We start from the raw sequence: 22,975 nt of genomic DNA, 5'->3' as shown, positions 1-22,975 counted from the left end.
CTCCACGGGGCTAGGGGTCGGGCGACCCGACCGGCGCAACCCGGTCGGATCGGTGGGGATTGGTGCCCAGTGTCCGCTATCGGGCGGCGGCGACCGCAGCCAGGACCTCGTCGGCCAGCTCCGGACGCGCGACGACCAGGTCGGGCAGGTAGGGGTCGGGGGCGTTGTAGACCAGCGGCGACCCGTCCAGCCGGCAGGTCACCAGGCCGGCGGCGCGAGCGACGCCGACCGGCGCGGCGGAGTCCCACTGGTACATCCCGCCGCCGTGCACGTAGGCGTCGACCTCGCCGCGCACCACCGCGAGGGTCTTGTAGCCGGCCGAGCCCATCGGCACCAGCTCGCCGCCCAGAGCGGCGGCCACGGCCTGCGCCTCGGCCGGAGGGCGGGTGCGGCTGACGGCGATGCGGACCGGCCCCGCCGGCCGGGGTGGCAGCACCGGTGCGGGGTCGGTGACGTGCACCTCGCCGAGCGCCGGCAGCGCCACGGCCGCCGCCACCAGGTCACCGCCGGCCCACAGCGCGACGTGCACCGCCCAGTCGCTCCGGGCGGGATCGGAGTACTCGCGGGTGCCGTCGAGCGGATCGACGATCCAGACGCGGTCGGCGGTCAGCCGGCGGGGGTCGTCCACGGCCTCCTCGCTGAACACGGCGTCGCCGGGGCGCGCGTCGGTGAGCACGGCGAGGATCGCCCGCTGCGCGGCGGCGTCCCCGGCGTCTCCCAGCGCCCGCCCGCCGGGCCCGCCGGTCCGCAGCGGCAGGAGGGCGGTGGCCGCGGCGCGGGCGGCCGCCACCGCGACCGCGACGTCGCCGCCCGGGGTCAGCTCCACTGGACCGAGGTGGCGTCGCCGGGCCGGCGGGGCGGGGTGTGCCGGCCCTCGACGTCGGTGATGGCGCCGAAGTAGGCCCGGGCCTTCTCCGGGCGCGGCATGACGAAGATCCCGCGCGCCTCGACGAGCGGCTGCCCGGGCTCGGCGGCCAGCGCGATCGTGCCGGCGATGACCGACTTGCGGCCCTCGGTGCTCTCGACCCACGCGCGCAGCACCAGCGGGGTCTCCAGCGGCAGCGGGCCGCGGTAGTCCAGCTCCAGGTGCGCGGTCATGCCCCACAGGCCCGCCGCGCCGGCCGCGCTGCCGAGCAGCTGGTCCATGAACAGGGCGCTCATGCCGCCGTGCACGTAGCTGGGCGGGCCCTCGTAGGCGACACCCAGGGTGACCTCGGCGACCACACCGCCCTCCTCCCGGCGCACCACGAGCGGCGGCGCGAGGGCGTTCCCGGCGCCGACGACCGGATTGAAGACCCGTCGGCCCACGGACGGGTCGTCGAGCGCCGGCAGCACCGAGGCCGGGCGCCGGGAGGCGGCGATGCGGGCGGTCGCCTGCCGCACCAGGTCGGTCGCGGCCGCGATCTCGGTCGCCGGCTCCGTCGTGGTGACCGACATCTCGATCAGCTCGCGGATCGCCGCCCCCAGGTCGGTGGACGCCGCCATCAGCGCCGGGTCGTAGGAGGCCGCGGTGTCCGGGTGGCCGTCGTTCGTCGTCACCACCAGATGGTCGCAAGCCGGGTCACGACGAACGCGTCGCACCCCCGTCCGGGCCACCGCGGGGCAGTCGCACGGTGACGGCCAGGCCCGCCCCGGGCGCGGTCTCCAGCGAGGCGGATCCGCCGTGGGCAGCCGCGAGCGAGGCGACGATCGACAGCCCGAGGCCGGTGCCGCCGGCCGCCCGCGTGCGGGAGGCGTCGGCCCGGTAGAAGCGCTCGAACGCGCGCTCGGCGTCGGCCGGCTCCATGCCCGGGCCCTCGTCGGCGACCCGGAGCAGGAGGACGTCGTCGTCGGCGGGGTCCTGTGCCACGGAGACCTGCACGCGGGTTCCCGCCGGGGTGTGCGTGAGCGCGTTCGTGACGAGGTTGCCGACCACCTGCCGCAGGCGGCTCTCGTCGCCGAGCACGACCGGCACGTCGGTGAGCGACTCGTCCAGGTGCAGGCTGATCGGCCGGTCCGGCTGGACGGCGCGGGCGTCGTGCACCGCGTCGCCGGCGATCGCGGCCAGGTCGACCGGGGCCAGGGACAGCGGTCGCTGCTGGTCCATCCGGGCCAGCAGCAGCAGGTCCTCGACGAGCAGCCCCATCCGGCTGCCCTCGGCCTCGATCCGCTGCATCAGCCGGGCGACGTCCGCCTCCTCCCGGACGGCCCCCTGCCGGTACAGCTCGGCGAAGCCGCGGATGGAGGTCAGCGGGGTGCGCAGCTCGTGGCTGGCGTCGGCGACGAACCGGCGCAGCCGCTGCTCGGAGCCGCGTGCCTGCTCCTCCGACGCCTGCTGGGCGCGGAAGGCGGTCTCGATCCGGGCGAGCATGCCGTTGAGCGCCGTGGAGAGACGGCCCACCTCCGTACGGTCGTCGCCGACCGGGACCCGCCGCGAGAGATCGCCCGCGGCGATGGCCCGGGCGGTCTCCTCGACCTCGGCCAGCGGCCGGAGGCTGTTGCGCACCAGGACGTAGCCGGCGGCGCCCAGCAGCGCCAGCACCGCCAGACCCACGACCAGCTCGATGCGGATCAGCCGGGAGATCGCCCCTCCGTCGCGCCCCTGGTCCTCGCCGACCACCAGGGTGTAGCCCCCCGGCAGCTCGCCCGAGGCCATGCGCCACGCGTTCCGGCCGGAGCCGACCGTGATCGCGGGACCACCCTCGCGGAGGGCCTCGACGTCCGCCTCGTCCAGCTCCGGCAGCTCGTGGACGCCGGGGCCGTACGGCTCCCCGATGACCACGGGCTCGTCGCTGTCCGGCGGGAGGCAGGCGACGTAGAGGGGGCTGGGTTCCGAGATCTCCCGGAGGCAGGTGCTGACCAGCCGCGGGCCCTGGTTGCTGGCGACGATGGCCTGCAGCTCGTCGTCCTGCTGCTCCTGCAGGTAGTCCGCGAGCAGGGACGTCGCGGCGGCCCCGGTGGCCAGGAGCGCGACCGAGACGAGGGCGACCAGGAGCGCGACCAGGGTCACGCGCAGGGGGATCTGCTGCCCCCCGGCGCGCACGGGGCCCTGCCCGTCCATCGCGGTCAGGAGCCGCGCGGCAGCCGCAGGGTGTAGCCGACCCCGCGGATCGTCTGCAGCAGGCGCGGCTCGGTCGTGTCGATCTTGCGGCGTAGGTAGGAGATGTAGGACTCCACGACGTTCGCCTCGCCGTTGAAGTCGTAGTTCCACACGTGGTCGAGGATCTGCGCCTTCGACAGCACCCGCCCGGCGTTGGCCATCAGGTAGCGCAGCAGCTTGAATTCGGTGGGGGAGAGGCTGATGACCTCGCCGGCCTTGATGACCTCGTGGGTCTCCTCGTCCAGCTCGATGTCGGCGAACGTCATCCGGGGGGCATCGGCCTCCCGCTGCGTTCCCGCCGTGCGCCGCAGGACGGCCCGGATGCGGGCCACGACCTCGTCCAGGCTGAACGGCTTGGTCACGTAGTCGTCGCCGCCGAGGGTCAGCCCGGAGATCTTGTCCTCCGCGGCATCCCGGGCGGTGAGGAAGAGCACCGGGGTGTGGCGGCCGGTCTCCCGGAGGCGCCGCACGACACCGAAGCCGTCGAGGCCCGGCATCATGACGTCCAGCACCAGGAGGTCGGGCCGGAACGAGGCGGCCAGCGCGAGGGCCTGCTGACCGTCGGCGGCGGTGGCCACCTCGAAGCCCGCGTAGCGGAGGCTGGCCGACAGCAGCTCGCGGATGTTCGGCTCGTCGTCGACCACGAGCAGGCGGGCCTCCGGCGCCGTGCGCCCGGTGGGCTGGGTGCCGGACATCGCTCCTCCGGTGGCGTGCGCCGATGCCGTCGTCATGCCCCCAGGGTGGGGACGCCGGCTGCGGTGGATCTGGACGCTACCTGTGAACCCCCTGGGAACCGACCCGGGCCACGCGGCGGACGGGTCAGCCGGCCGGCGCCATCGCCCGGCCGCGCCGCCAGTAACCGATGGCATGGTGCTGGGCCCGGCCGAGCCCCCAGCGACCGCGCAGGTCGGCCCGGATGGCCCGCACGGCGGCCGACTCGGCGCCCACCCAGGCGAAGACGTCGTCACCCGGGGGCCGCTCCAGGGCCGCCACGGCGTCGACGAGCAGCGTGCTCTCCCCGGGAGGCGTCGCGCCCCGGTGCAGCCAGCGCAGGTCGACGCCCGGTGGGGCGGCCAGCTGCTGCTCCTCCTCCGGTCCGGCCACCTCGAGGTAGGCCACACCGGTCGTCTCCGGCGGTGCGGCGGCGAGGATGCGGCTCACGGCGGGCAGCGCCGTCTCGTCCGCGGCGAGGAGCAGCCACCGGGCCGGGCGTTCGGCGAGCGAGGCGGCGCCGGCGACGCCGAGCAGGGCGCCGGGACGGGCCGCCGCGGCCCAGGACGCGGCCGGTCCGTCGCCGTGGAGCACGAAGTCGATGTCCAGCTCGCCCGCGGCCGGGTCCTGCCGGCGGGCGGTGTAGCTGCGCAGTGCGACGCCGTGGCTGCCGTCGGGCCACACGACCCGGCCGTCGCGCTGGATCAGCGGCCAGCGGGGAGCCGGGTCGTCCACCCGGGGCACCAGCAGGTTCACCGTCGGCCCGGCCGCCGCCACCGCCTCCGCCGTCCCGGTGAGGGTCACCCGGCGGACCGAGGGCGTCACGTCGGTGACCGCGACGACGGTGAGGACGTCGACCGGGCGCAGGCCGTCCACGAGGGCGGCGTCGTTCGCGGTGGTCACGTCCGACGAGCCTAGGCGGGCGGCCGGCCCGGTCTGCGCATGTGTGTCCGGGCCTTGCTGCGGGCAGGGGCAGGGGCAGCACCGTCCGACGAACGGAGACCACGATGGCCGACGAGTTCGACAAGGGTGACCACGTCACCTGGAAGAGCCACGGCTCGACGACGGAGGGCACGGTCGAGCGGAAGATCACCTCCGACACCGAGGCCTCCGGCCGCACCGTGCGCGCCAGCGAGGACGACCCGCAGTACGAGGTGCGCAGCGAGAAGTCCGGGCGCACCGCGGTGCACAAGCCGGGTGCCCTCGACGAGGCCTGACCCCCTTCGCGGACGGATCCACGGCCCGGCGGTGCCGGGCCCCAACACCAGGAGGCACACGTGACCGAGTCCGCAGGCGAGTTCGCCGGCTCGCGCAGCACCAAGCACAACCCGCGCCTCGACGAGGAGCTCGAGCACGAGACGCAGGGGATGATGAAGGCCGAGCGGGCCACCCGGTCGCACGAGTGGCGCGAGGTCGAGCCGGTCGCCGAAGGTGACCCCGACGTCGACGCCGATCCGGCCGGCACCCTCGTCGGTGGCACCCCCGTGGGCATGACCGAGGACGCGGTCGTGGCGCGCGCCGAGCTCGCGCGGTGGCTGGACCGGGCCGACTTCCCGAGCACCGGCCCCGACCTGGTCGAGGCGGCCCGCGACCACCGGGCCCCCGACGTCGTCGTCAGCGAGCTGGAGCGACTGCCCGAGGGGGAGACCTACGAGCGGATCGGCGACGTGGTCCGCGCGCTGGGCTACCCCACCGAGACCGGCTCCGGTCCGGGCGCCTAGCCCGGACGCCCCTCCGGTCGCCTCGACCGCCCGGGGTGGGAGGGCGTCGGCTCAGGAGCCGGCGCCCTCCGCCTCTCTCTCCCGCGCCTCGCCGTCGGCGATCTCCTCGGCACCGCGCCGGCGGAACAGCTTCGAGCCGGGGAAGCCCTTCACGATCTGCCGCATGTCCTGGACCGTGTCGACGAGGTCCCGGACGTCGGTCCCCACGTTCTCCAGCCCCTCCAGCGCGGGGAGGACCTGCTCGTCGAGGTGCCCGAGCACCTGCGGCAGCCGGTCGATGAGCGTGATGAGCGCGTCCACCTCCGTCGCGTCGAACTCGGCCGCCAGTCGCCGGATGGACGGCGCCAGGGCGGTGAGCGCGGGCTCGTAGTCGGTCAGCAGCGGCTCGACGCGACCGACCAGCCCCTCCGCGCGCCCGACGATGCCGTCGGCCCGTTCCGTGGTGCCGGCGACCCGGTCGATGGCGTCGTCGGCTTTGGTGCGGGTGTGGCCCATGGCCTCGATGGCGTCGTCGGCTTTGGTGCGGGTGTGGCCCATGGCCTCGATGGCGTCGTCGGCTTTGGCGCGGGTGTGGCCCATGGCCTCGATGGCGTCGTCGGCTTTGGCGCGGGTGTGGCCCATGGCCTCGATGGCGTCGTCGGCTTTGGCGCGGGTGTGGCCCATGGCCTCGATGGCGTCGTCGGCCTTGGTACGGGTGTGGCCCATGGCCTCGATGGCGTCGTCGGCTTTGGCGCGGGTGTGGCCCATGGCCTCGATGGCGTCGTCGGCCTTGGTACGGGTGTCGCCGATGGCGGTGATGGCCTCGTCCGCGGCGATCCGGGTCCGGCCGACGGCGACGATGGCCTCGTCCGCGGCCAACCGGGTGTCGTCCAGACCGGTGATCGCCACGTCCGCCCGGTCGAGCAGCGTCTCGACGCGGGCAACCATCCCGGACGCCTGGTCCAGCAGCTGCTCCACGCGGCCGAGGACGCCGGCTGCCCGCGGCACCAGAGCGAGGGCGTCCGCCACGCCCTCGCGCAGACCGCCCACCGCGGCGAGGACGTCGGACGGGCCGGGAACGGAGGGCAGGCGCACCGTGTGGACGGTACGCAGTGCGCCGGTGGCCCACCATTCGGTTGCGCCCCTCGCCCCGATCGGGCCGCACGTCGGCGCAGCGGCGCCCGCGCGTCGGCGTGGCGATCGCAGATCCGCCCGTATCGTGGGACCGACAGGCAGGGACATGCGGACGACGAAAAGGTGTCGACACCTGTGGGTGATCAGCCGAGGTGGGGCGACGCGGATGGCCGCGACGTCCCCGGTCGCACCCGCCGGAGGCGCGCCCCGGCCGACGGCGTCGCGGAGCCGGTGACCGTCGAGCAGCTCCTCGCCCGGCAGGGCAACGCCGTCGGTGGTCGACGGGCCGCTCGGCGGGGCTCTGCCCAGCCGTCGTCCTCCCGCGGTGACACCGCTGCCCCCGATGGCCGGCGGGAGGCGGCAGATCCGGCCCGAGGCGGCGACCAGCCGCGGCCGGCCGAGCGCGGTCCGCTCTCCGGGCCCGGCGCCGGCATCCCTCCGGCCGGCCCAGCGGACGCCCCCGCCGTCCGGTCCGGGCTCCCGCCGGTCCCCGGCGCCGCCCGGCCCGGCCGCGTCGCGGGGTCGCAGCCCGGCCTCCCGCCGGTCCCCGGCGCCGAGCCGGGGGTGCCACCGGCGGCCGGTGCGCAGCCAGGACTTCCCCCGGTCCCGTCCGCGCCGGACCGGTCGTCGGCGGCCGGGACACCGACGGCCTGGGCGCCCGACGAGCGGCCCTCCCGGCGCAGTGGACCCATCCCCCCGCTCCCCGGGCTGGCTCCGCCGCCGCGCCCGTCGGGCGCCACCCGCCGGCGGGCCGCTGACCGCCCTCCGCGCAGCCCGCGTCGCCGCCGCCTGATGCGTGCGGGAACGGCGCTGGCCGCGGTGGTGGGCGTGGTCGTCCTCTACCACCTGGCGCTGTACTTCTACGTCGACCAGAGCATCGACCGGGTCGACGCGCTCGCGGTCGACGGCCCCGAGGTCCTCGCCCCGGGTCTGCAGGACGCCGCCGAGACCTATCTGGTCGTCGGTACGGGCGTCCCCGGGCAGACGGGCGCGGCGTCGGTGGCCACCCTGGTCGTCTCGGTCTCGGCCGAGGGTGACCGCGCAGCGCTGGTCAGCGTGCCCCCCACGGCGCTCGTGGACACCCCGGTCTGCCGTACGCCCGACGGCACGCTGCGCGACCCGGTCACCGAGGCGTTCGCCAGCTCGCTGCTCCAGGGCGGGCCCGCGTGCACGGTGCGGGCGGTCCAGCAGCTGTCCGGCCTCCGGATCGACCACTACCTCGGCGTGGACCTCGCCGGCCTCCCCGGGATGGTCGACGCCCTGGGCGGTGTCCCCGTCTGCGTCATTCCCTCGACGACCACCGCTGCCGCGGCCACCCCGCCCCCGGCCGGGCCGTCCGAGCTGTCCGGCGCCGCGGCGTCGGGTTTCCTGGAGCCGGGGGACAGCGGGGTCGACGTCACCGGTGCGGCCGTCGCCGAACGCGCCCAGCGGCTGCTCACCTCCACCCTCCGGGCCGCGATGTCCGCGGACACGGTGCTCGACCCGGTCACCCTCACCCGCTTCCTCTCCCGGGCCGCGGATGCGCTGACGGTCGACGAGCAGACGACGCTGGGGGATCTGCGCGTCCTCGCTGCCACGCTCGGCGACCTCTCCGGTGACGCGGTCCAGCGCGCCGCGCTGCCGGTCGCCCAGGTCGGCTACGTGCCGGCCGGCACCGATGAGGCCTACGTGGTCCTCGATCGGCAGGGCACGCGCGCGCTCTTCGACGCGGTCATCGACGGCGCCCAGGTGCCGGCGGAGCTGCTGGCCACCCCGGAGACGGCCGCGCCCGAACCGGCGCCGGAGCAGGCCCCCGAGCCGGCGGCGCCCGAGCCGCTCACCGCGGCCCCCGGTGAGATCACCGTGGACGTGCTCAACGGCACGGCCACCACCGGGCTGGCCGCCACGGTCGCCGACGCGCTCCGGGGGCAGGGCTTCGCCGTGGGCGCGGTGGGCAACGAGCCGGGCACCGTGAACGAGAGCGTCGTCCGGTACGGGCCGGGTGCGCTGGAGCAGGCCCGCACCGTGGCCGCCGCGGTCCCCGGCGCCGTCATCGAGCCCAGCGACGCGATCGTCGACACGGTCCAGCTGGTCATCGGACCGGGCTACTCCACGGTCGTGCCCGTCGAGGTCGGTGCCCGGGAGCCGGTCCAGGCCGCGCCGGACACGGCGGCGGCCGCCCCCGAGCCGGAGGCGGCCGCCGTCACCTGCTAGTAGAAGGACCCTGGTGCCCCCCACCGCTCGCAGGCTCGCGGCGGGGCCGTGCACCAGGGCCGTTCAGCCGAAGCGTCCGGAGATGTAGTCCTCGGTCGCCTTCTCGTCGGGGTTGCTGAAGATCTTCTCGGTCGGGTTGAACTCGATCAGCCGGCCGGGCTGCCCGACCCCGTTGAGGTTGAAGAAGCCGGTCTGCTCGCTGACCCGGGCCGCCTGCTGCATGTTGTGGGTCACGATGACGATCGTGAACCGCTCCTTGAGCTCGGTCATCAGGTCCTCGATGGCCAGCGTCGAGATCGGGTCCAGAGCCGAGCACGGCTCGTCCATGAGCAGCACGTCGGGCTCGACGGCGATGGCGCGGGCGATGCAGAGCCGCTGCTGCTGACCACCGGAGAGGCCCGAGCCGGGCCGGTCGAGGCGGTCCTTCACCTCTTCCCACAGGTTGGCTCCGCGCAGCGAGCGCTCGACGAGCTCGTCGGTCTCCGACTTCTTCATCTTCTTCGCGTTCAGGCGCATGCCGGCAGCGACGTTGTCGTAGATGGACATCGTCGGGAACGGGTTCGGCCGCTGGAACACCATGCCGATCTGCCGGCGGACCGTCACGGGGTCGGAGTCGGAGCCGTAGAGGTCCTGGCCGTCCATGACGACCTTGCCCTCGACGCGCGCACCGGGGATGACCTCGTGCATGCGGTTGAGCGCACGCAGGAACGTCGACTTGCCGCAGCCCGACGGCCCGATGAGCGCCGTGATGCTGCGCGGCTCGATGGAGACGTTCACGCCCTGCACGGCGAGGAACTTGCCGTAGTAGATGTCGAGATCCGACACCTCGATGCGCTTGGCCACGGGGGTGGTCCCTTCCTGGGTGGATGAAGCTCAGCGACTGGTCTTGGGGGCGAAGAAGCGGCTGATCAGGCGAGCGACCACGTTGAGGCCCATGACCAGCATGACGAGGACCAGGGCTGCCGTCCAGGCCCGGGCGATCGCGTGCTCGGGGGGCACACCCGGCTGGGTCAGCTGGTAGTAGGCGTAGACCGGCAGCGTGGCCATGCGGCCGTCGAACGGATCGAAGTTGGTGGCGTTGGTGATGCCGACGGTCACCAGGAGCGGAGCGGTCTCGCCGATCACGCGGGCGATGGCCAGCGTGATGCCGGTCCCGAGGCCGGCGATCGCCGTGGGGATGACGACCTTGAGGATCGTGCGCCACTTCGGCACGCCGAGGGCGTAGGCGGCCTCGCGCAGCTCGTTGGGCACCAGCTTCAGGACCTCCTCGGCCGACCGCACCACGACGGGGATCATCAGGACCGAGAGGGCCACGGCACCCATGATGCCGAGCCGGATCCCCGGGCCGAAGAAGATCACGAAGAGGGCGTAGGCGAAGAGGCCGGCGACGATCGACGGGATGCCGGTCATGACGTCGACGAAGAAGGTGATGGATCGCTTGAGCCGGCCGGAGCCGTACTCGACCAGGTAGATGGCGGTCATCAGGCCGATGGGCACCGAAATGAGCGTGGTCAGCGCGGTGATGATCAGCGTGCCCATGATCGCGTGGTAGGCGCCACCGCCCTCGCCGATGATGCCCTGGAGCGACGCGCCGAAGAACTCGCCGTCGAACCGCTCCGCGCCGCGGCGGATCACCTCGTAGGCGAGCGACACCAGGGGCACCATGGCGATCCCGAACGCCGTCACCACCAGGCACGTGACCAGCCGGTCGACGGCCCGCCGGGGGCCTTCGACGACGCGCGATGTCGCGTAGACGGCGATGGTGCCCAGGACGACGGTGAAGATGACCAGCAGGACGATGTTCGGGCTGGTCAGGAACCCGATGAGGGCCGCCAGCGCCAGGGCCGCGGCGAAGCAGGCCCACGGCGCCCACTGGGGGAGCCGGCCTTCCCCGCGCCGCTCGGGGGGCGTGCCCGGGGCGCTGACGCCCGTGCTGCGCTGCTGCATCGACGTGCTCATCAGTTGGCTCCGGAGAAGTCGGCCCGGCGGTTGACGATCCAGCGGGCGAGCATGTTGACCAGGAGCGTGATCACGAACAGCACCAGGCCACTGGCGATCAGCGTGTTGACACCGAGCCCGGTCTGCTCCGGGAACTGCAGCGCGATGTTCGCCGCGATGGTCTGCGGGTTGGCGCTGGAGATCAGGGCGAAGGTGATGCCGGCGGCCGAGCCGGAGAGGATGATGGCGACCGCCATGGTCTCGCCCAGTGCGCGTCCCAGGCCGAGCATGGCGCCACCGATGACGCCGCTCTTGCCGTAGGGGATGACCGCCATCTTGATCATCTCCCACCGGGTGGCCCCCAGGGCGAGCGCGGCCTCCGTGTGCAACGTGGGCACCTGGGTGAAGACCTCGCGGGAGATGGCGCTGACGATCGGCAGGATCATGACCGCCAGCACCAGGCCGATGGTGAGCATCGTCCGGCCTGTGGCCGAGACCGGGCCGGCGAACAGCGGGATGAAGCCGAGGTTCTCCTCGAGCCAGCGGTAGAAGGGGACCAGCCGCGGCGCCAGCCAGAAGATGCCCCAGAACCCGTAGACGATGCTCGGGATGGCGGCGAGGAGGTCGACGACGTAGCCGAGGACCTGGGCCAGTCGGCGCGGCGCGTAGTGGGTGATGAACAGCGCGATGCCCACCGCCAGCGGCGTGGCCACCAGCAGGGCGATCGCGGCGGACAGCAGCGTGCCGAAGATCAGCGGCCAGACGTAGGAGACCAGCCCGGCCTCGCCCGGGAGCTCCTCCGCCGGCGCGGTCAGCGCCGGGAGCGACTCGGCGAGGAGGAAGACGGTCACCCCGGCGAGGATGACGAGGATGAGGATCCCGGCGCCCTTGGCGCTGCCGGCGAAGATCCGGTCGCCGGGCCGTCGTACTGCCCGGGGAGCCGTCGGTTCCTGCGGGGGACTGCTGACTGTCACCGCTGCTCCGTCTGCTGCGCGTCGATGGGGTGCCCGTCGGGTGTGCCCGCCGGCGGCGGGCGGAGTGACGGCCCGGAGCGTCTCAGACGCTCCGGGCCGTCACTGATGGTGCCGGATCAGCCGGCGGCGGTGATCGCGTCGATCGCGGACTGGTTCTGCTCGCGCAGGGAGTCCGAGATCGGCGCCGACCCGGCGGCCTCGGCGGCGGCCTGCTGGCCCTCCTCGCTGATCACGTAGCCCATGAAGTCCTTGACCAGGTCAGCGGTCTCCTGGTCCTCGTACTCGATGCAGCCGACGTGGTAGCTGACCAGCACGATCGGGTAGTTGCCGGACTCCGTCGTGTCGCGGGCGAGCTCGATGGCGAAGTCGTACTCGCCGCGGCCCTCCAGCGTCTCGGAGTTCTCGACGACCGCGGCCGCGGCCTCGGCGGACGGCTCGACGAACTCGTCGCCCACCCCGATGTTGGCCACGCCGAGGCTGCCGGCCTGGCTCAGGTCGGCGTAGCCGATGGCGCCGTTGCCGGCGCCGACCGCGCTCACCACGCCCGAGGTGCCCTGGGCAGCCTCGCCGCCGGACACCGGCCAGACGCCGTCGGGCTCGTGCGGCCACGCGTCGGCCGCCGCGGCGGCCAGGTACTCGGTGAAGTTCTCCGTGGTGCCGGAGTCGTCGGCACGGTTGACCGGCGTGATCGGGAGGTCGGGCAGCGTCGCGTCGGGGTTGTCGGCGGCGATCGCCGGGTCGTTCCAGTTGGTGATCTGCTGGTTGAAGATCCCCGCGAGCGTCTCGGGGGAGAGGTTCAGCTCGTCGACGCCCTCGAGGTTGTAGACCACGGCGATCGGCGCGATGTAGTTGACCAGCTCGAACACCCCGGAGGTCCCGCAGCGCTCCTCGGCCTCGGCGAGCTCCTCCTCGTCCAGCGCGGCGTCCGAGCCGGCGAAGTCCGTACCGCCGGCGAGGAACTGCTCGCGGCCACCGCCCGAGCCGACCGGGTCGTAGTTGACGGTCACGTCCGGCTGGACGCTGTTGTACCCCGCGGTCCAACCCTGCATGGCCGCCTGCTGGCTGCTGGCGCCGGCGCCGACGAGCGTGCCGCTCAGCTCGCCGCCGCTGCCGGCGTCGCTACCCCCACCGGCGTTGCTCGACTCGTTGGACGCGCCGCAGGCGGCGAGCGCGAGGGTGCTGGCGAGCGCCACGGAGAGCGTGGTGGCGCGCGTCTTGGTGCTGAGCTTCAACTCAGGGCCTCTCAGGTTCGCCCGGACGTCTTCCGGGCAGCGTGGGACCGACGCGACCGAAGCTAGGGACCTCAGGTGGCGCGCTTACCGAGGGCAGGTGAACGCAGGGTGAACGACCGCAGAGGACTGAGATGATCATGGGTGGCCGGCGTCACGTCGGCCAGGGACGATGGTCCCTCAGGCGCTGCCTGCCGGGCAAGACCGGGTGCGGCTCGGGGCGTGTCCTCCCGGGTCGGTGTCACCAGGCGTCGCGGAGGTCGCCGTCAGGGGGGCGGTCGGCGCCCGGAGACGCCTCGCAGACTCCAGCCGGCTGACACGTCCGCGCCACCCCAGGGTCACGTCGACCGCCGACGGTGGGCCCGTGAGGAGCCATTCCGGCCGCGTCGAGATCCGCGGGGCGTGACCACGATGGTCGCCGTCCTGCTGCTGCTGGCGGCCGCGGTGCTGGCGGTCGCCGCGGGCGCGTCGATGGTCCACCAGGCGGGGGAGCCGCCGGTGGAGTCCGGCGACCCCGAACGCGAGTGCGGTCGCGCGGTGCGGGTCCTCGTCCTGGCGGCATCGGCCGTCGCCGCGGGGACCGCAGGGGCCGCCCTGGTGAGCACGGGCGAGGTGTCCGCCGGCGGCCTGGGACCGTTCGCCTTCCCCGCGGCCCTGGTGCTGACCCCGCTCGTCGCAGGGGTCTGCCGCGGCCGGCGGGGCGGTCGCGGTCGCCGGGGCGCCGGCGTCGGGCTGTAGCGCGGCGGTGTCCCGTCGGCGTCGCCTCAAGCGGCCGGCGGGATGTGCCGGCGCGGGACGGGGATCCCGGGCCGGCCGAGGGTGGAGCTCGACCGGGCGGGGCCGGGTGTGCTGCCGTCCGGCGATGGCAGGGGCCGGCCGGCACCACCGATCGCGTGCGCCGCGAGGGCCCTCCGGTCGTGCGTGGTCGCCTCCAGCGCGGGCAGCAGGTGCACTTCGACCACGAGGTCCCGCGTGGCGAGGACCCGTCGGATGCTGCTCCCCAGCGAGCCACCGACGCAGACGTGCCGGCCGGTGGGCCCCGCGGTGGCGGTGCGGTACCGGATCGACACGGGGCACACCGCCGCGCCGGCGTCCACGGCGGCCTGGAAGAAGACCGGGCGGAAGCCCAGGACCGGTCCGCTGCAGCTCGGTGCTCCCTCCGGGCGCACCGTGACGGATTCGCCGCGACGGAGTCGTGCAGCGACCTCCGCAGCCGCTGCCGCGACCGACTGCGGTCGCTCGGGCTCCACGACCACCACGCCGAGGCGCCGTGCCAGCCGGCCCACGAGCGCCCGGTCCCGCTCGCCGGCCTCGACCACCGGTGTCGCCCGCACGGCGACGAGCAGAGCGAGCCCGTCGAGCCAGGAGGCGTGGTTGCTCACGACGAGGTGGCCGGTCCGCGGGCGCGGCCAGGGCCGCGGCGGGTTCACGACCTCGACGCGGACCCCCAGCGCGGTGAGGATGCCGGCGGCGCTGCAGACGGCGGACCGCCGCCGGCCGTTCCCGCCGGCGCCTGCCCGCAGCGGGACGCGGATCGCCGCGGCCAGCAGCGCCCCGACCAGGCGACACGACCGGCGCCGGCGGGTCGCCGCGTCGGCGCGAGGGCCGTCAGCCCACCCGCAGTGATCCGCCGGCGTCTGCAGCGGGCTCCGCTCCAGCGGCGACGTCACCGAGCGCTCCGGCCGAGCGGGCGCCTCGACGTCGACGGGCTCGTGCGGGGGCACCCGCAAGGCCAGGAGGGGAGGTGCCGGGCGCGGACTCCCCGGACGCCGGCGTCCACGGGGATCGACGCGCATCCGCGCCGGCGGGTCCGGGAGCGGCCGGGAGCGTCGGGCCGGCCGGCGTGGTCTGGGGCAAGGGGCACGACGACACGGTCGCGGGTCCGGGTGGATGTGCGGTGTCCGCGAGGCAGAGCCGGCGCGACGGCGGATCGAAGAGTCACGGGCGGGGCGATGGACGACCCGGGACACGCGACTGCGCCCCGGCATCCGGGGAGATGCCGGGGCGCAGCCGGTGGACCGAGGCGTCAGCGTGCGTGCCGGAGCCCCGCGCAGGTACCGGGCGTCAGATCGCGCCCTTCTCCCAGGGGCCGCGGATGGCGAAGCTGACACCCGGGGTCTGGATGTTGACGAAGAGGACGTCGCCGTCCGGGCTGAAGCAGGCCCCGGCGAACTCGTTGTTCATGTCGTCCTCCGTGCCCTCGATGCTGTTGCGCGCGAAGTCGAAGATCTCGCCCCGCTCGTTGAGGGCGCGGACGTACTGCTCACCGCCGCCGTCCTCGCACAGGACCAGCCCGCCGCGGGGGCTGACGGTCAGGTTGTCCGGCGCGTCGAGCACCTCCGGGGACGGCGACTCGAAGAGCAGGATCAGCTGGCCGCCGGAGCGACCGCGCGGCCGGAACTCCCACACCTGGCCGGCGCCGACGTCACCGCCGCTGGTGGCGTTGAAGAAGATGCTGCCCCCGTCGTACCAGCAGCCCTCGAGACGGGCGAAGGCGGCGCCACCCTTGGCGAAGCCCTGGTTGAAGACCGACTCCGTGGTGATGTCGGCCGGGTCCGGGTCGTCGATGGTGACCCACTCGACCTGCATCGGCTGGCCCACGCGGTCGCTGTGGCCCTCGTACGTCTTCAGCTGGGGCTGACCCTTGACGGCGAGCATCTGGAGGGTGCCGCCCTCGGCCAGGTAGCCCGGCTTGTTGGGGAGGAAGCGGTAGAACCCGGAGGTGTTGCCGCTGTCCTCGGTCTCGTAGACGGTCCCGTTGGCCGGGTCGACGGCCACCGCCTCGTGCGCGAACCGGCCCATCTCCGGGAAGGGGCCGCGGCTCCGCTTCCGGTCGGGGGCGTTGGCCGGGACCTCGAAGATGTAGCCGTGGTTCTTCGTGAACCCGTTCTGGGTCCCGTTGACCGTCTCCTCGCAGCTCAGCCAGGAGCCCCAGGGCGTCGGGCCGCCGGCGCAGTTGACCGACGTGCCGTTGAGGCTGATGAAGCTGTCGACCAGCGTCAGCGAACGCGTGTCGAACGTCAGGGTCGTGGTCCCACCGGCGGCCATCGGGTCGTACGCCGACGCCGGGTCACCGATCAGGTCGCGGTCGTAGTCGCGGCCGGTGTAGTCCCCCGGCTCCTGCCCCGCGTCGATCGGCGAGTAGCCCTGCTCGTGGTTGCGGACCAGCTTGATGATGCCCCGGTAGCTCTGGGGCTCGGTGAACGTCGCCATGCCGTCGTGACGGCCGGGGGTGGGGTACCCGTCGGAACCGACCGCGGCCGGCAGGCCGAGGGCGGCGGCGTACTCGGCGGCGTGGCCGAACGAGGCGTACTCGAAGCCGGCCGGCAGGTTCAGCAGGGTCCGCCCGGTGGTCCGGTCCTTCGTGGGCTGCAGCGGGCCGTAGCCGCCGTTGTCGGGGGCCTTCAGCTGCTGGCCGCGAGCGCCGGGGGCGGCGAGCGCGCCGTGCGCCCCCAGGAGCTGGGTGCCGCTGGCCAGCATCGTGCCGGCGGTGACCGCTGCGCCGCGCTGCAGGAACTTGCGTCGATCGAACGAGATGGTCATGAACCGTGTCTCCTCGGAGTGGGTCCTCGGGGCCGGTGCAACCCCAGGGCCTGTCGGACGCTAGGCACGCCATGAGGCGCTCGGACGGCCCGCGGGCGAACCCTCGGACAACGGTCGGGGCGTCGAGTTCACCCGGCGGCGAGCCGGTCGACCGCGCGTTCTCCTGCGGCGCCGGCCTCCGCGCGCGCGGGACTCGGGAGCCCTCTGCACCGGCTCTCCCGGGGTCGGCGGCTGTTCCCCCGGAGTTCACGCCGACGCGGTCCCGTGCCGCATAGCGTCCACGGTCATGACCCACCTGCTGGCGACGAGCCCCGGCGCGACCCCCACGCCCGTCCGGGCCTGTCCTCCCGGAACCGGGGATCTCCTCACCTCGCTGACCGCCCGGACCGGCGGCAGCGGTGGTCCCCGCGTGCTGGTGGCCTTCGCCAGCCGGCACGGGTCGACCAGGGAGATCGCCGCCGAGCTGGCCCGGGGGTTGTCCGCATCGCCTGCGGGACGCAGCGGTCGGTTGTCCGCGACCCTGGCCCCGGTGGAGCTGCTGCCCGACCCGGCCGACTTCGACGCCGTCGTGCTCGGCAGCGCCGTCTACTCGGGCCGCTGGCTGGAGCCGGCCCGGCGCTACGTCGAGGCCGTCGCCCCGGAGCTGCTCCGCCGCCCGACGTGGCTGTTCTCCAGCGGACTGGGCGCCAGCCACCCGGGGTGCTCCGACGGTGGCGACGGGGACGCGCGCTCCTTCGGTGACCGCATCGGGGCCCGCGGTCACCGCCTGTTCAGCGGCCGGCTGGAGCGGCGGCTGCTCTCGGCCGCCGAACGGAGCGTCTGGCCGACCGGCGGCGCGGGAGGCGATCTCCGGAACTGGGGAGCCGTCCGGAGCTGGGCGGGGGAGATCGCCACCGAGGCCGCCGTCGGGCACGCGGTCCCCGCCCTGGGCTGAGTCCTGTCCGCTGATCGATCCTGAAGGGAGCGCCGGTGTTCAGCTCCATCGGGTGGGGCGAGATCGTCGTCCTCGGCCTGGCCGCGCTGTTCATCTTCGGCCCGGAGCGGCTGCCGGACCTGGCGAAGGACGCCGCCGGCGGCCTGAAGCGGGTGCGGGGTGCGGTGACCGGTGTGCGCGGACAGCTGCACGACACCCTCGGCGGGGACTTCGAACACCTCCGCGACGTCGACCTCCGCCGCTACCACCCGAAGACCTTCCTCCGGGACCACCTCCTCGGGGAGGACGACGACCAGTCGGCGTACCGCGGTGACCCGGCCCGTCGGGGTTCCGCCACGTCGTCCTGAGCGCTCCCGCCCCGTAGCCGCCGACGGCCTCAGGAGCGCTGCGACTCCCGGTGCCACGCGACGTCGACGGCGAACCGGCGGAACCCCCGCCCCTCGTACAAGCGCACCGCCGCCGCGTTGTCCTCCTCGACGTACAGCAGCACCTCCTCGAGGCCCTGCCGGCGCAGGTGTGCCAGACCCAGATCGGTGAGTGCCCGACCGAGCCTCAGCCCCTGGGCCGCCGGGTCGACGCCGAGCACGTAGATCTCCCCGACCGGCTCGGGACCGGCGTCCCCGGCCGGGTGCACCTTGGTCCAGTGGAAGCCGAGCAGCTCGCCGGCTCCCGGATCCCCCCGCCAGGCCATCAGGAAGCCCTCCGGGTCGAACCACGGCTCGGCCTCGCGCAGCTCGAGGTCCGCGCGCGTCATCCGGCCCTGCTCCGGGTGCCAGGCGAAGGCGCGGGCGTTCACCCCCAGCCACGCCTCCTCGTCGCGGCCGGGGACGAACGGCACCACCCGGACGTCGGCGGGCAGCTCGGGTCGCGGCTCGGGGTCGATGCCGGCCAGGTCCCGCCGCATCTGCAGCAGGACCCGTGCCCGCCGGAACCCGTGCGGAGCGAGCAGCTCGGCGGATCCGGGCAGGTCGCCGTGCGCCCAGACGTCCAGCGGCCGGTCGCCGGCGACGTCCAGGAGGCGGCGCAGCAGCGCGGTGCCGTGGCCACGCCGTCTCCGCTCGGGGTGCACCACCAGCTCGGCGGTGTCGCCGTCGAGGCGGGCGTAGCCGGCCAGGGCGCCGTCCTCGTCGTGGACGGTGAGGTCGTGCCCACCGGGGGACCCGTGGCGGAGCCGCAGCTCGCCCTCCTCGGAGACGGGGCGGACCCCGTCCGCGGCGCCGGCGGCGCGGAGCAGGGCGAGGACGCCGGCGACGTCGGGATCGTCGATCACCGGGCCATCAGACCAGTTCGGCGCCGGCCCTGTCCTCGGCGGTCGCGGCGCGGCCCTCCGCGGCGGCCCGGGCGGTGGCGTCGGCCACCTGCTGGTCCAGCTTGTAGCCGACGTTGCGCACGGTGCCGATCAGCGCCTCGTGCTCGGTGCCGAGCTTGGCCCGCAGCCGGCGCACGTGGACGTCGACGGTGCGGGTGCCGCCGAAGTAGTCGTAACCCCAGATCTCCTGGAGCAGCTGCGCGCGGGAGAAGACCCGCCCCGGGTGCTGCGCCAGGTACTTCAGCAGCTCGAACTCCTTGTAGGTGAGGTCGAGCGGGCGGCCACGCAGCTTCGCCGAGTAGCTGTGCTCGTCGATCACCAGCTCACCGGCCTGGGTGACCCCGCCGTCGGCGCCGTCGGCCGGGGTGGTCGCGGCCAGCCGCCGGGCGGTCGCCCACTTCAGCCGGGCGTCGACCTCCGCCGGGCCGGCGGTGTCCAGGAGGACGTCGTCGACGCCCCAGTCCGCGGACAGGGCGACCAACCCGCCCTCGGAGAGCACCGCGACCAGCGCCGAGGCCACCCCGGTGGAGGACAGCAGCCCGCACAGGGTGCGCGCCTGGATGAGGTCGTACCGGGCGTCGACCAGGACCACGTCGCCGGAGTCGCCGTCGAGGAGGCTGGAGAGCTCGGGCGCCACGACGCGGACCTGGTGGCCGAGCAGCCCCAGGGCGGGCAGCACCTCGGTCGTGGCCTGACGTGCGGCGGTCATGAGCACGAGTCGCATGTCGTCTCCTCCGGGGTCCGAGGCCGGCGGGCGCCGACCGGACCTGCGACAACGCTGTCGAGGTGAGCCAGCAGGATAGCGGACGTGCCTGCCGGACAGCCCCAGCTGCCGCGGAGGCGGCCGGTCGAGGTGCCGCCCGCAGGCCCACCGCCACCGCACGGGTGGTCCCGGGGCCCGGACACGCCGGGAGCGGAGCGAGCGCTCCGCTCGTCGGGCGGATCGGGCGTCGGGCTTCTGAGACGATCGGCGCGTGAGCCCCACCGCGGTCCCGTCGACGACACCGGCCCGACCGCACCACCTGTCGGCCGCGGGGCTCGCCGTCGTCGCGGCGGGCCTGCTCGCCGGCCTCCCGGCGGCGGTCGGCGAGGTGGGCGCGCTCGCCGCCGTGCTCGTGCTGCAGCTGGCGCTGGTCCTCTCCTGGGTGCTCGCCACCGGGATGCAGGGCTTCGCGGCCTCGCTCGCCGTCGGCACGGCCGCCGCCGTGGCGGCGGACCTCGCGCTGGCGCTGCCCGAGGACCCGGGTCCGGGCGGTCTGCTGGCCGTGCTCGGCATCGGCTTCCTCGCCGCCGTCCTGCAGCAGATGCTGCGCTCGCCACGGCACGACCTGGTCGACTCGCTGGCCGGGTCGGCCGTGCTGATCACCGCCGTCGGCGCACTCGCGGTGCTCCTCCCGCTGGGCCGGGCCGACGACGGCCGCCTGGCCACGACCGCCCTGGTGGCCGGGGTCGCGCTCCTGGTCGGCCACCTGGTCGACCAGGTGCTGCCGCGGCCGCAGCTCGCCCCCGGCGTCCCCCGTGGTTTGCTCGGCATCGTCCTCGCGGTGCTCGCGGGCGCGGGCACGGCCTGGGCCGTCCGCGACCTGGCCGAGCTCGGTGCGCTGCGCGCACCGGCCGTCGGTGCCGTCGTCGCCGGGGTGGTGGCGCTGGTGGCCGTGGCCGGCAGCTACCTCGCCGTCGAGACGACCAGCGAGGGCCAGGCGGAGGCGCTCTCCCCGTGGGCACCGACCGTGGTGCAGGTCGTGCTGCCCTTCGCCGCCTGCGCCCCGGTGGCCCTGGCCCTGCTGACCGTCCTGTGAAGGTCGTCGCCGTCCTCCTGGTCCTGCTCCTCGGCGTCGGCGTCCTGCTCGACCGGGTCGCGGTGGGCTTCGCCGAGGACCGGGTCGCCGAGCAGCTGGCGAGCCAGGACGAGCTGGCCGGCCGCCCGGAGGTCGACGTCCGCGGGTTCCCGTTCCTCACCCAGGCCGTCGGCGGGCGCTACGAGGAGGTCCACGTCTCGCTGACCGCGGAAGACCTGGGCCAGCCCGAGGGCACCCGCGCCGACGTCACCCTCCGCGGTGTGCACCTGCCCCTGTCCGAGCTGCGGTCGGGGACGGTGCAGGAGGTGCCCGTCGAGCGCATCGACGGGACGGCGACGCTCTCCTACGAGCTGCTCGCCCGGGAGCTCGGCGGGGACACCACGCTGGAGCGCGAGGGCGAGGGGCTCCGGATCACCCGGACGGTCGAGCTGCTCGGCCGCACGCTGCCGCTCACCGCAGCCGGCACCGTCTCGGTCGACGGGGACGAGCTCGTCGTCGACGTCGACCGCGTCGCCGGTGCCGGCGTCGAGGTGCCCCGTTCCCTCGTCGGCCGGGTCACCGAGCTGCTCGACCTCCGGTACCCCGTGGAGCTGCCCTACGGGCTCCGGCTCACGGACGTGACCCCCGCGGAGGACGGCGTCGAGGTGCGCGCGGTGGCCGAGGACACGGTTCTCCGGCCGGAATAGCGCCCTGGTGGCCCCGGTTCGTGCCAGCCGGTGCCCGGAGCGGAGGTGGATGCGGTGGACACGACTGCGGTGTTCGGACGGCTCGGCGTGCGACCGGCCGAGGCGGACCTGACCGTGGTGCAGTTCTCCACCGCGTTCTGCGGGCCGTGCCGGGCGACCAGGGCGCGGCTGGCCCGGCTGGAGGCGACCCGACCCGGCCTCGTCACGGTGCACGTCGACGCGGAGAGCCACCTGGACGAGGTGCGTGAGCTCGGCGTCCGGCGGACGCCCACGCTCTTCTACCTCGACCGGGCCGGAGCGCTCGTGGGGCGCAGCACCGGCGCACCCCGGCCGGAGGAACTCCTCGCACTGGTGGACGCCCACGTGGGCGGGGCGCGGTGATCGGCTACCCTCGCGCCGTGGGCATCCTGCTGACCTCGCGCCGCACAGTCGACCTGTGCCGCGTCGGCAGCTGCCTGTGTCCCGCCCTCTGAGGGCGGCACCGCGCCGTCCAGACGCGCTCTCCGCGCCGTCGGGATGCCCCTCTCTCCCGTGAGTTCCGCGGTCCGAGCGATCAGCGTCGTCCCTGCAGCACCAGACCGACCGACCGCACACCGATCATCCGGAGGACCACCACCATGAGCCGCAACGACGTGCTCGTCACCGTCGACTGGGTCCAGGAGCACCTGGGCCAGCCCGGCATCGTCCTCGTCGAGGTCGACGAGGACACCAGCGCCTACGACGGCGGCCACATCGAGGGCGCCGTCAAGCTGGACTGGAAGAAGGACCTGCAGGACCCGCTGCGCCGCGACTTCCTGGACAAGAGCGCCTTCGAGGAGCTCATGTCGGCCCGGGGGATCGGCAACGACGACACCGTCGTGCTCTACGGCGGCAACAACAACTGGTTCGCCGCCTACGCCTACTGGTACTTCAAGATCTACGGCCACTCCGACGTGAAGCTGATGGACGGCGGCCGGAAGAAGTGGGAGCTGGACGGGCGCCCGCTGTCCAAGGACGCTCCGCAGCGCCCGGCCACGCAGTACCGGGCGAGCGAGCCGGACCTCTCGATCCGCGCGTTCCGCGACGAGGTCGTGGCCTCCATCGGCAGCAAGAACATCGTCGACGTCCGCTCGCCCGACGAGTTCTCCGGCAAGATCCTCGCGCCCGCGCACCTGCCGCAGGAGCAGTCGCAGAAGGCCGGCCACGTGCCCACGGCGATCAACATCCCGTGGAGCAAGGCCGCCAACGAGGACGGCACCTTCAAGTCCGACGAGGAGCTGGCCAAGCTCTACGCCGAGCAGGGCTTCGACGACAGCCGGGAGACGATCGCCTACTGCCGCATCGGCGAGCGCTCGAGCCACACCTGGTTCGTCCTGCGGGAGCTGCTCGGCAAGAAGAACGTCAAGAACTACGACGGCAGCTGGGTGGAGTACGGCTCCCTCGTCGGCGTCCCGATCGAGAAGTGAGCTGACATGTGCGGAGCGCCGAAGCAGGGCGGTTCCCTCGACGGGATCGACCTGAGCACGCAGACGGTCATCCAGGGTTCGGTGTGGCACGACGGCGCCCCGGTGGCCGGGGCATACGTCCGGCTGCTGGACTCGACCGACGAGTTCACCGCCGAGGTGGTCACCAGCCCCGAGGGTGAGTTCCGGTTCTTCGCCGCCCCCGGGCCGTGGAAGCTGCGCGCCCTGGCCGCGGTCGGCAAGGGAGAGCGCGAGCTCGCCGCCGAGGTGGGGCTGAACGAGACCACGGTCCCGATCGCCTGAC

25 protein-coding genes are annotated in these 22,975 nt (G+C 74.4%); 11 read left to right on the top strand and 14 right to left on the bottom strand.

Annotated features, from left to right (window positions below; genetic code table 11):
- Positions 1 to 76 precede the first annotated feature (76 nt).
- From ACI799_RS04320 to ACI799_RS04300, 5 genes are all read right to left on the bottom strand, one after another.
- Positions 77 to 826 (bottom strand): inositol monophosphatase family protein, encoded by a 750-nt coding sequence (locus ACI799_RS04320; RefSeq protein WP_456600022.1) that lies wholly within the window; start codon positions 824 to 826, stop codon positions 77 to 79.
- The gene (locus ACI799_RS04315; protein WP_456612498.1) at positions 817 to 1,539 is read right to left on the bottom strand and encodes a PaaI family thioesterase; all 723 of its coding nucleotides are present in this window, start codon (positions 1,537 to 1,539) and stop codon (positions 817 to 819) included. The genes ACI799_RS04320 and ACI799_RS04315 overlap by 10 nt, the downstream gene beginning before the upstream one ends.
- 22 nt (positions 1,540 to 1,561) lie before the next feature.
- Positions 1,562 to 3,040, bottom strand: a complete 1,479-nt coding sequence (locus tag ACI799_RS04310; protein ID WP_456612497.1) for a sensor histidine kinase — start codon at positions 3,038 to 3,040, stop codon at positions 1,562 to 1,564.
- Between the two features lie 5 nt (positions 3,041 to 3,045).
- Positions 3,046 to 3,810, bottom strand: a complete 765-nt coding sequence (locus tag ACI799_RS04305) for a response regulator transcription factor (RefSeq protein ID WP_456589963.1) — start codon at positions 3,808 to 3,810, stop codon at positions 3,046 to 3,048.
- An 88-nt stretch (positions 3,811 to 3,898) separates the two neighbouring features.
- Entirely contained in the window at positions 3,899 to 4,693 is a 795-nt protein-coding gene (locus ACI799_RS04300) for a siderophore-interacting protein (RefSeq protein WP_456589962.1), read from the bottom strand.
- Between the two features lie 104 nt (positions 4,694 to 4,797).
- Here ACI799_RS04300 and ACI799_RS04295 point away from each other — a divergent pair, with 104 nt between their 5' ends.
- Together ACI799_RS04295 and ACI799_RS04290 are read left to right on the top strand one after the other, a co-directional pair.
- Positions 4,798 to 5,007, top strand: a complete 210-nt coding sequence (locus tag ACI799_RS04295; protein WP_456596217.1) for a DUF2945 domain-containing protein — start codon at positions 4,798 to 4,800, stop codon at positions 5,005 to 5,007.
- 60 nt (positions 5,008 to 5,067) lie between these two features.
- The gene (locus ACI799_RS04290) at positions 5,068 to 5,511 is read left to right on the top strand and encodes a DUF2795 domain-containing protein (protein WP_456589960.1); all 444 of its coding nucleotides are present in this window, start codon (positions 5,068 to 5,070) and stop codon (positions 5,509 to 5,511) included.
- A 51-nt stretch (positions 5,512 to 5,562) separates the two neighbouring features.
- Here ACI799_RS04290 and ACI799_RS04285 read toward each other — a convergent pair whose 3' ends face one another.
- Positions 5,563 to 6,585: a hypothetical protein gene (locus ACI799_RS04285; RefSeq protein WP_456612496.1), complete on the bottom strand. Its 1,023-nt coding sequence runs from the start codon at positions 6,583 to 6,585 to the stop codon at positions 5,563 to 5,565.
- Positions 6,586 to 7,416: 831 nt separating this feature from the next.
- Between ACI799_RS04285 and ACI799_RS04280 the strand changes: the two genes are divergently transcribed.
- Complete coding sequence (locus ACI799_RS04280; protein WP_456589195.1) at positions 7,417 to 8,817, top strand: LCP family protein; 1,401 nt, start codon at positions 7,417 to 7,419, stop codon at positions 8,815 to 8,817.
- A gap of 63 nt (positions 8,818 to 8,880) precedes the next feature.
- Here the strand turns inward: ACI799_RS04280 and pstB are convergent, their stop codons facing one another.
- The 4 genes from pstB to pstS all read right to left on the bottom strand — a co-directional run bounded on the left by pstB (position 8,881) and on the right by pstS (position 12,961).
- Complete coding sequence (pstB, locus tag ACI799_RS04275; protein WP_456589194.1) at positions 8,881 to 9,660, bottom strand: phosphate ABC transporter ATP-binding protein PstB; 780 nt, start codon at positions 9,658 to 9,660, stop codon at positions 8,881 to 8,883.
- 30 nt (positions 9,661 to 9,690) lie between these two features.
- Entirely contained in the window at positions 9,691 to 10,776 is a 1,086-nt protein-coding gene (pstA, locus tag ACI799_RS04270; RefSeq protein WP_456589193.1) for a phosphate ABC transporter permease PstA, read from the bottom strand.
- Positions 10,776 to 11,729 carry a phosphate ABC transporter permease subunit PstC gene (pstC, locus tag ACI799_RS04265; protein ID WP_456599569.1) on the bottom strand — a complete coding sequence of 318 codons (954 nt, stop codon included), beginning with the start codon at positions 11,727 to 11,729 and terminating at the stop codon, positions 10,776 to 10,778. Before pstC ends, pstA begins: the two co-directional genes overlap by 1 nt.
- A gap of 116 nt (positions 11,730 to 11,845) precedes the next feature.
- Positions 11,846 to 12,961, bottom strand: coding sequence for a phosphate ABC transporter substrate-binding protein PstS (pstS, locus tag ACI799_RS04260; RefSeq protein WP_456599570.1), 1,116 nt, complete (start codon positions 12,959 to 12,961; stop codon positions 11,846 to 11,848).
- Between the two features lie 399 nt (positions 12,962 to 13,360).
- Between pstS and ACI799_RS04255 the strand changes: the two genes are divergently transcribed.
- Positions 13,361 to 13,696 carry a hypothetical protein gene (locus ACI799_RS04255; protein ID WP_456589190.1) on the top strand — a complete coding sequence of 112 codons (336 nt, stop codon included), beginning with the start codon at positions 13,361 to 13,363 and terminating at the stop codon, positions 13,694 to 13,696.
- A 26-nt stretch (positions 13,697 to 13,722) separates the two neighbouring features.
- Here ACI799_RS04255 and ACI799_RS04250 read toward each other — a convergent pair whose 3' ends face one another.
- Together ACI799_RS04250 and ACI799_RS04245 are read right to left on the bottom strand one after the other, a co-directional pair.
- Positions 13,723 to 14,682 carry a lysophospholipid acyltransferase family protein gene (locus tag ACI799_RS04250; protein WP_456612530.1) on the bottom strand — a complete coding sequence of 320 codons (960 nt, stop codon included), beginning with the start codon at positions 14,680 to 14,682 and terminating at the stop codon, positions 13,723 to 13,725.
- 340 nt (positions 14,683 to 15,022) lie between these two features.
- Complete coding sequence (locus ACI799_RS04245; protein WP_456589189.1) at positions 15,023 to 16,501, bottom strand: PhoX family protein; 1,479 nt, start codon at positions 16,499 to 16,501, stop codon at positions 15,023 to 15,025.
- A 286-nt stretch (positions 16,502 to 16,787) separates the two neighbouring features.
- Here ACI799_RS04245 and ACI799_RS04240 point away from each other — a divergent pair, with 286 nt between their 5' ends.
- Together ACI799_RS04240 and ACI799_RS04235 are read left to right on the top strand one after the other, a co-directional pair.
- Positions 16,788 to 17,435 (top strand): flavodoxin domain-containing protein, encoded by a 648-nt coding sequence (locus ACI799_RS04240; protein ID WP_456589188.1) that lies wholly within the window; start codon positions 16,788 to 16,790, stop codon positions 17,433 to 17,435.
- A gap of 35 nt (positions 17,436 to 17,470) precedes the next feature.
- Positions 17,471 to 17,782, top strand: a complete 312-nt coding sequence (locus ACI799_RS04235) for a twin-arginine translocase TatA/TatE family subunit (protein ID WP_456589187.1) — start codon at positions 17,471 to 17,473, stop codon at positions 17,780 to 17,782.
- Between the two features lie 29 nt (positions 17,783 to 17,811).
- Here ACI799_RS04235 and mshD read toward each other — a convergent pair whose 3' ends face one another.
- Both mshD and ACI799_RS04225 read right to left on the bottom strand, forming a co-directional pair.
- Positions 17,812 to 18,705, bottom strand: coding sequence for a mycothiol synthase (gene mshD, locus ACI799_RS04230; protein ID WP_456589186.1), 894 nt, complete (start codon positions 18,703 to 18,705; stop codon positions 17,812 to 17,814).
- Between the two features lie 7 nt (positions 18,706 to 18,712).
- Positions 18,713 to 19,468 (bottom strand): winged helix-turn-helix transcriptional regulator, encoded by a 756-nt coding sequence (locus ACI799_RS04225; RefSeq protein WP_456589185.1) that lies wholly within the window; start codon positions 19,466 to 19,468, stop codon positions 18,713 to 18,715.
- A 250-nt stretch (positions 19,469 to 19,718) separates the two neighbouring features.
- Here ACI799_RS04225 and ACI799_RS04220 point away from each other — a divergent pair, with 250 nt between their 5' ends.
- The 5 genes from ACI799_RS04220 to ACI799_RS04200 all read left to right on the top strand — a co-directional run bounded on the left by ACI799_RS04220 (position 19,719) and on the right by ACI799_RS04200 (position 22,974).
- A complete protein-coding gene (locus tag ACI799_RS04220) occupies positions 19,719 to 20,543 on the top strand; it encodes a hypothetical protein (RefSeq protein WP_456589184.1) in 825 nt (274 codons plus the stop codon).
- Positions 20,540 to 21,229, top strand: a complete 690-nt coding sequence (locus ACI799_RS04215; protein WP_456589183.1) for an LmeA family phospholipid-binding protein — start codon at positions 20,540 to 20,542, stop codon at positions 21,227 to 21,229. The genes ACI799_RS04220 and ACI799_RS04215 overlap by 4 nt, the downstream gene beginning before the upstream one ends.
- A gap of 54 nt (positions 21,230 to 21,283) precedes the next feature.
- A complete protein-coding gene (locus ACI799_RS04210) occupies positions 21,284 to 21,610 on the top strand; it encodes a thioredoxin family protein (protein WP_456589182.1) in 327 nt (108 codons plus the stop codon).
- Between the two features lie 236 nt (positions 21,611 to 21,846).
- Complete coding sequence (locus ACI799_RS04205; RefSeq protein ID WP_456589181.1) at positions 21,847 to 22,674, top strand: sulfurtransferase; 828 nt, start codon at positions 21,847 to 21,849, stop codon at positions 22,672 to 22,674.
- A 6-nt stretch (positions 22,675 to 22,680) separates the two neighbouring features.
- Positions 22,681 to 22,974: a DUF1416 domain-containing protein gene (locus ACI799_RS04200; protein ID WP_456589180.1), complete on the top strand. Its 294-nt coding sequence runs from the start codon at positions 22,681 to 22,683 to the stop codon at positions 22,972 to 22,974.
- Position 22,975: the final 1 nt, after the last annotated feature.

This window comes from Blastococcus sp. SYSU DS0753, assembly GCF_054051175.1.
Note: the sequence above shows the minus strand (reverse complement) of the source record. Positions and strands in the feature narration are given on the sequence as shown.

Excerpts from the sequence above, each read along its gene's own strand:
- ACI799_RS04310 (WP_456612497.1), bottom strand. The coding sequence starts at position 3,040 with ATGGACGGGCAGGGCCCCGTGCGCGCCGGGGGGCAGCAGATCCCCCTG.
- ACI799_RS04305 (WP_456589963.1), bottom strand. The coding sequence starts at position 3,810 with ATGACGACGGCATCGGCGCACGCCACCGGAGGAGCGATGTCCGGCACC.
- ACI799_RS04295 (WP_456596217.1), top strand. The coding sequence starts at position 4,798 with ATGGCCGACGAGTTCGACAAGGGTGACCACGTCACCTGGAAGAGCCAC.
- ACI799_RS04280 (WP_456589195.1), top strand. The coding sequence starts at position 7,417 with ATGCGTGCGGGAACGGCGCTGGCCGCGGTGGTGGGCGTGGTCGTCCTC.
- pstA (WP_456589193.1), bottom strand. The coding sequence starts at position 10,776 with ATGAGCACGTCGATGCAGCAGCGCAGCACGGGCGTCAGCGCCCCGGGC.
- ACI799_RS04245 (WP_456589189.1), bottom strand. The coding sequence starts at position 16,501 with ATGACCATCTCGTTCGATCGACGCAAGTTCCTGCAGCGCGGCGCAGCG.
- ACI799_RS04240 (WP_456589188.1), top strand. The coding sequence starts at position 16,788 with ATGACCCACCTGCTGGCGACGAGCCCCGGCGCGACCCCCACGCCCGTC.
- ACI799_RS04225 (WP_456589185.1), bottom strand. The coding sequence starts at position 19,468 with ATGCGACTCGTGCTCATGACCGCCGCACGTCAGGCCACGACCGAGGTG.
- ACI799_RS04205 (WP_456589181.1), top strand. The coding sequence starts at position 21,847 with ATGAGCCGCAACGACGTGCTCGTCACCGTCGACTGGGTCCAGGAGCAC.
- ACI799_RS04200 (WP_456589180.1), top strand. The coding sequence starts at position 22,681 with ATGTGCGGAGCGCCGAAGCAGGGCGGTTCCCTCGACGGGATCGACCTG.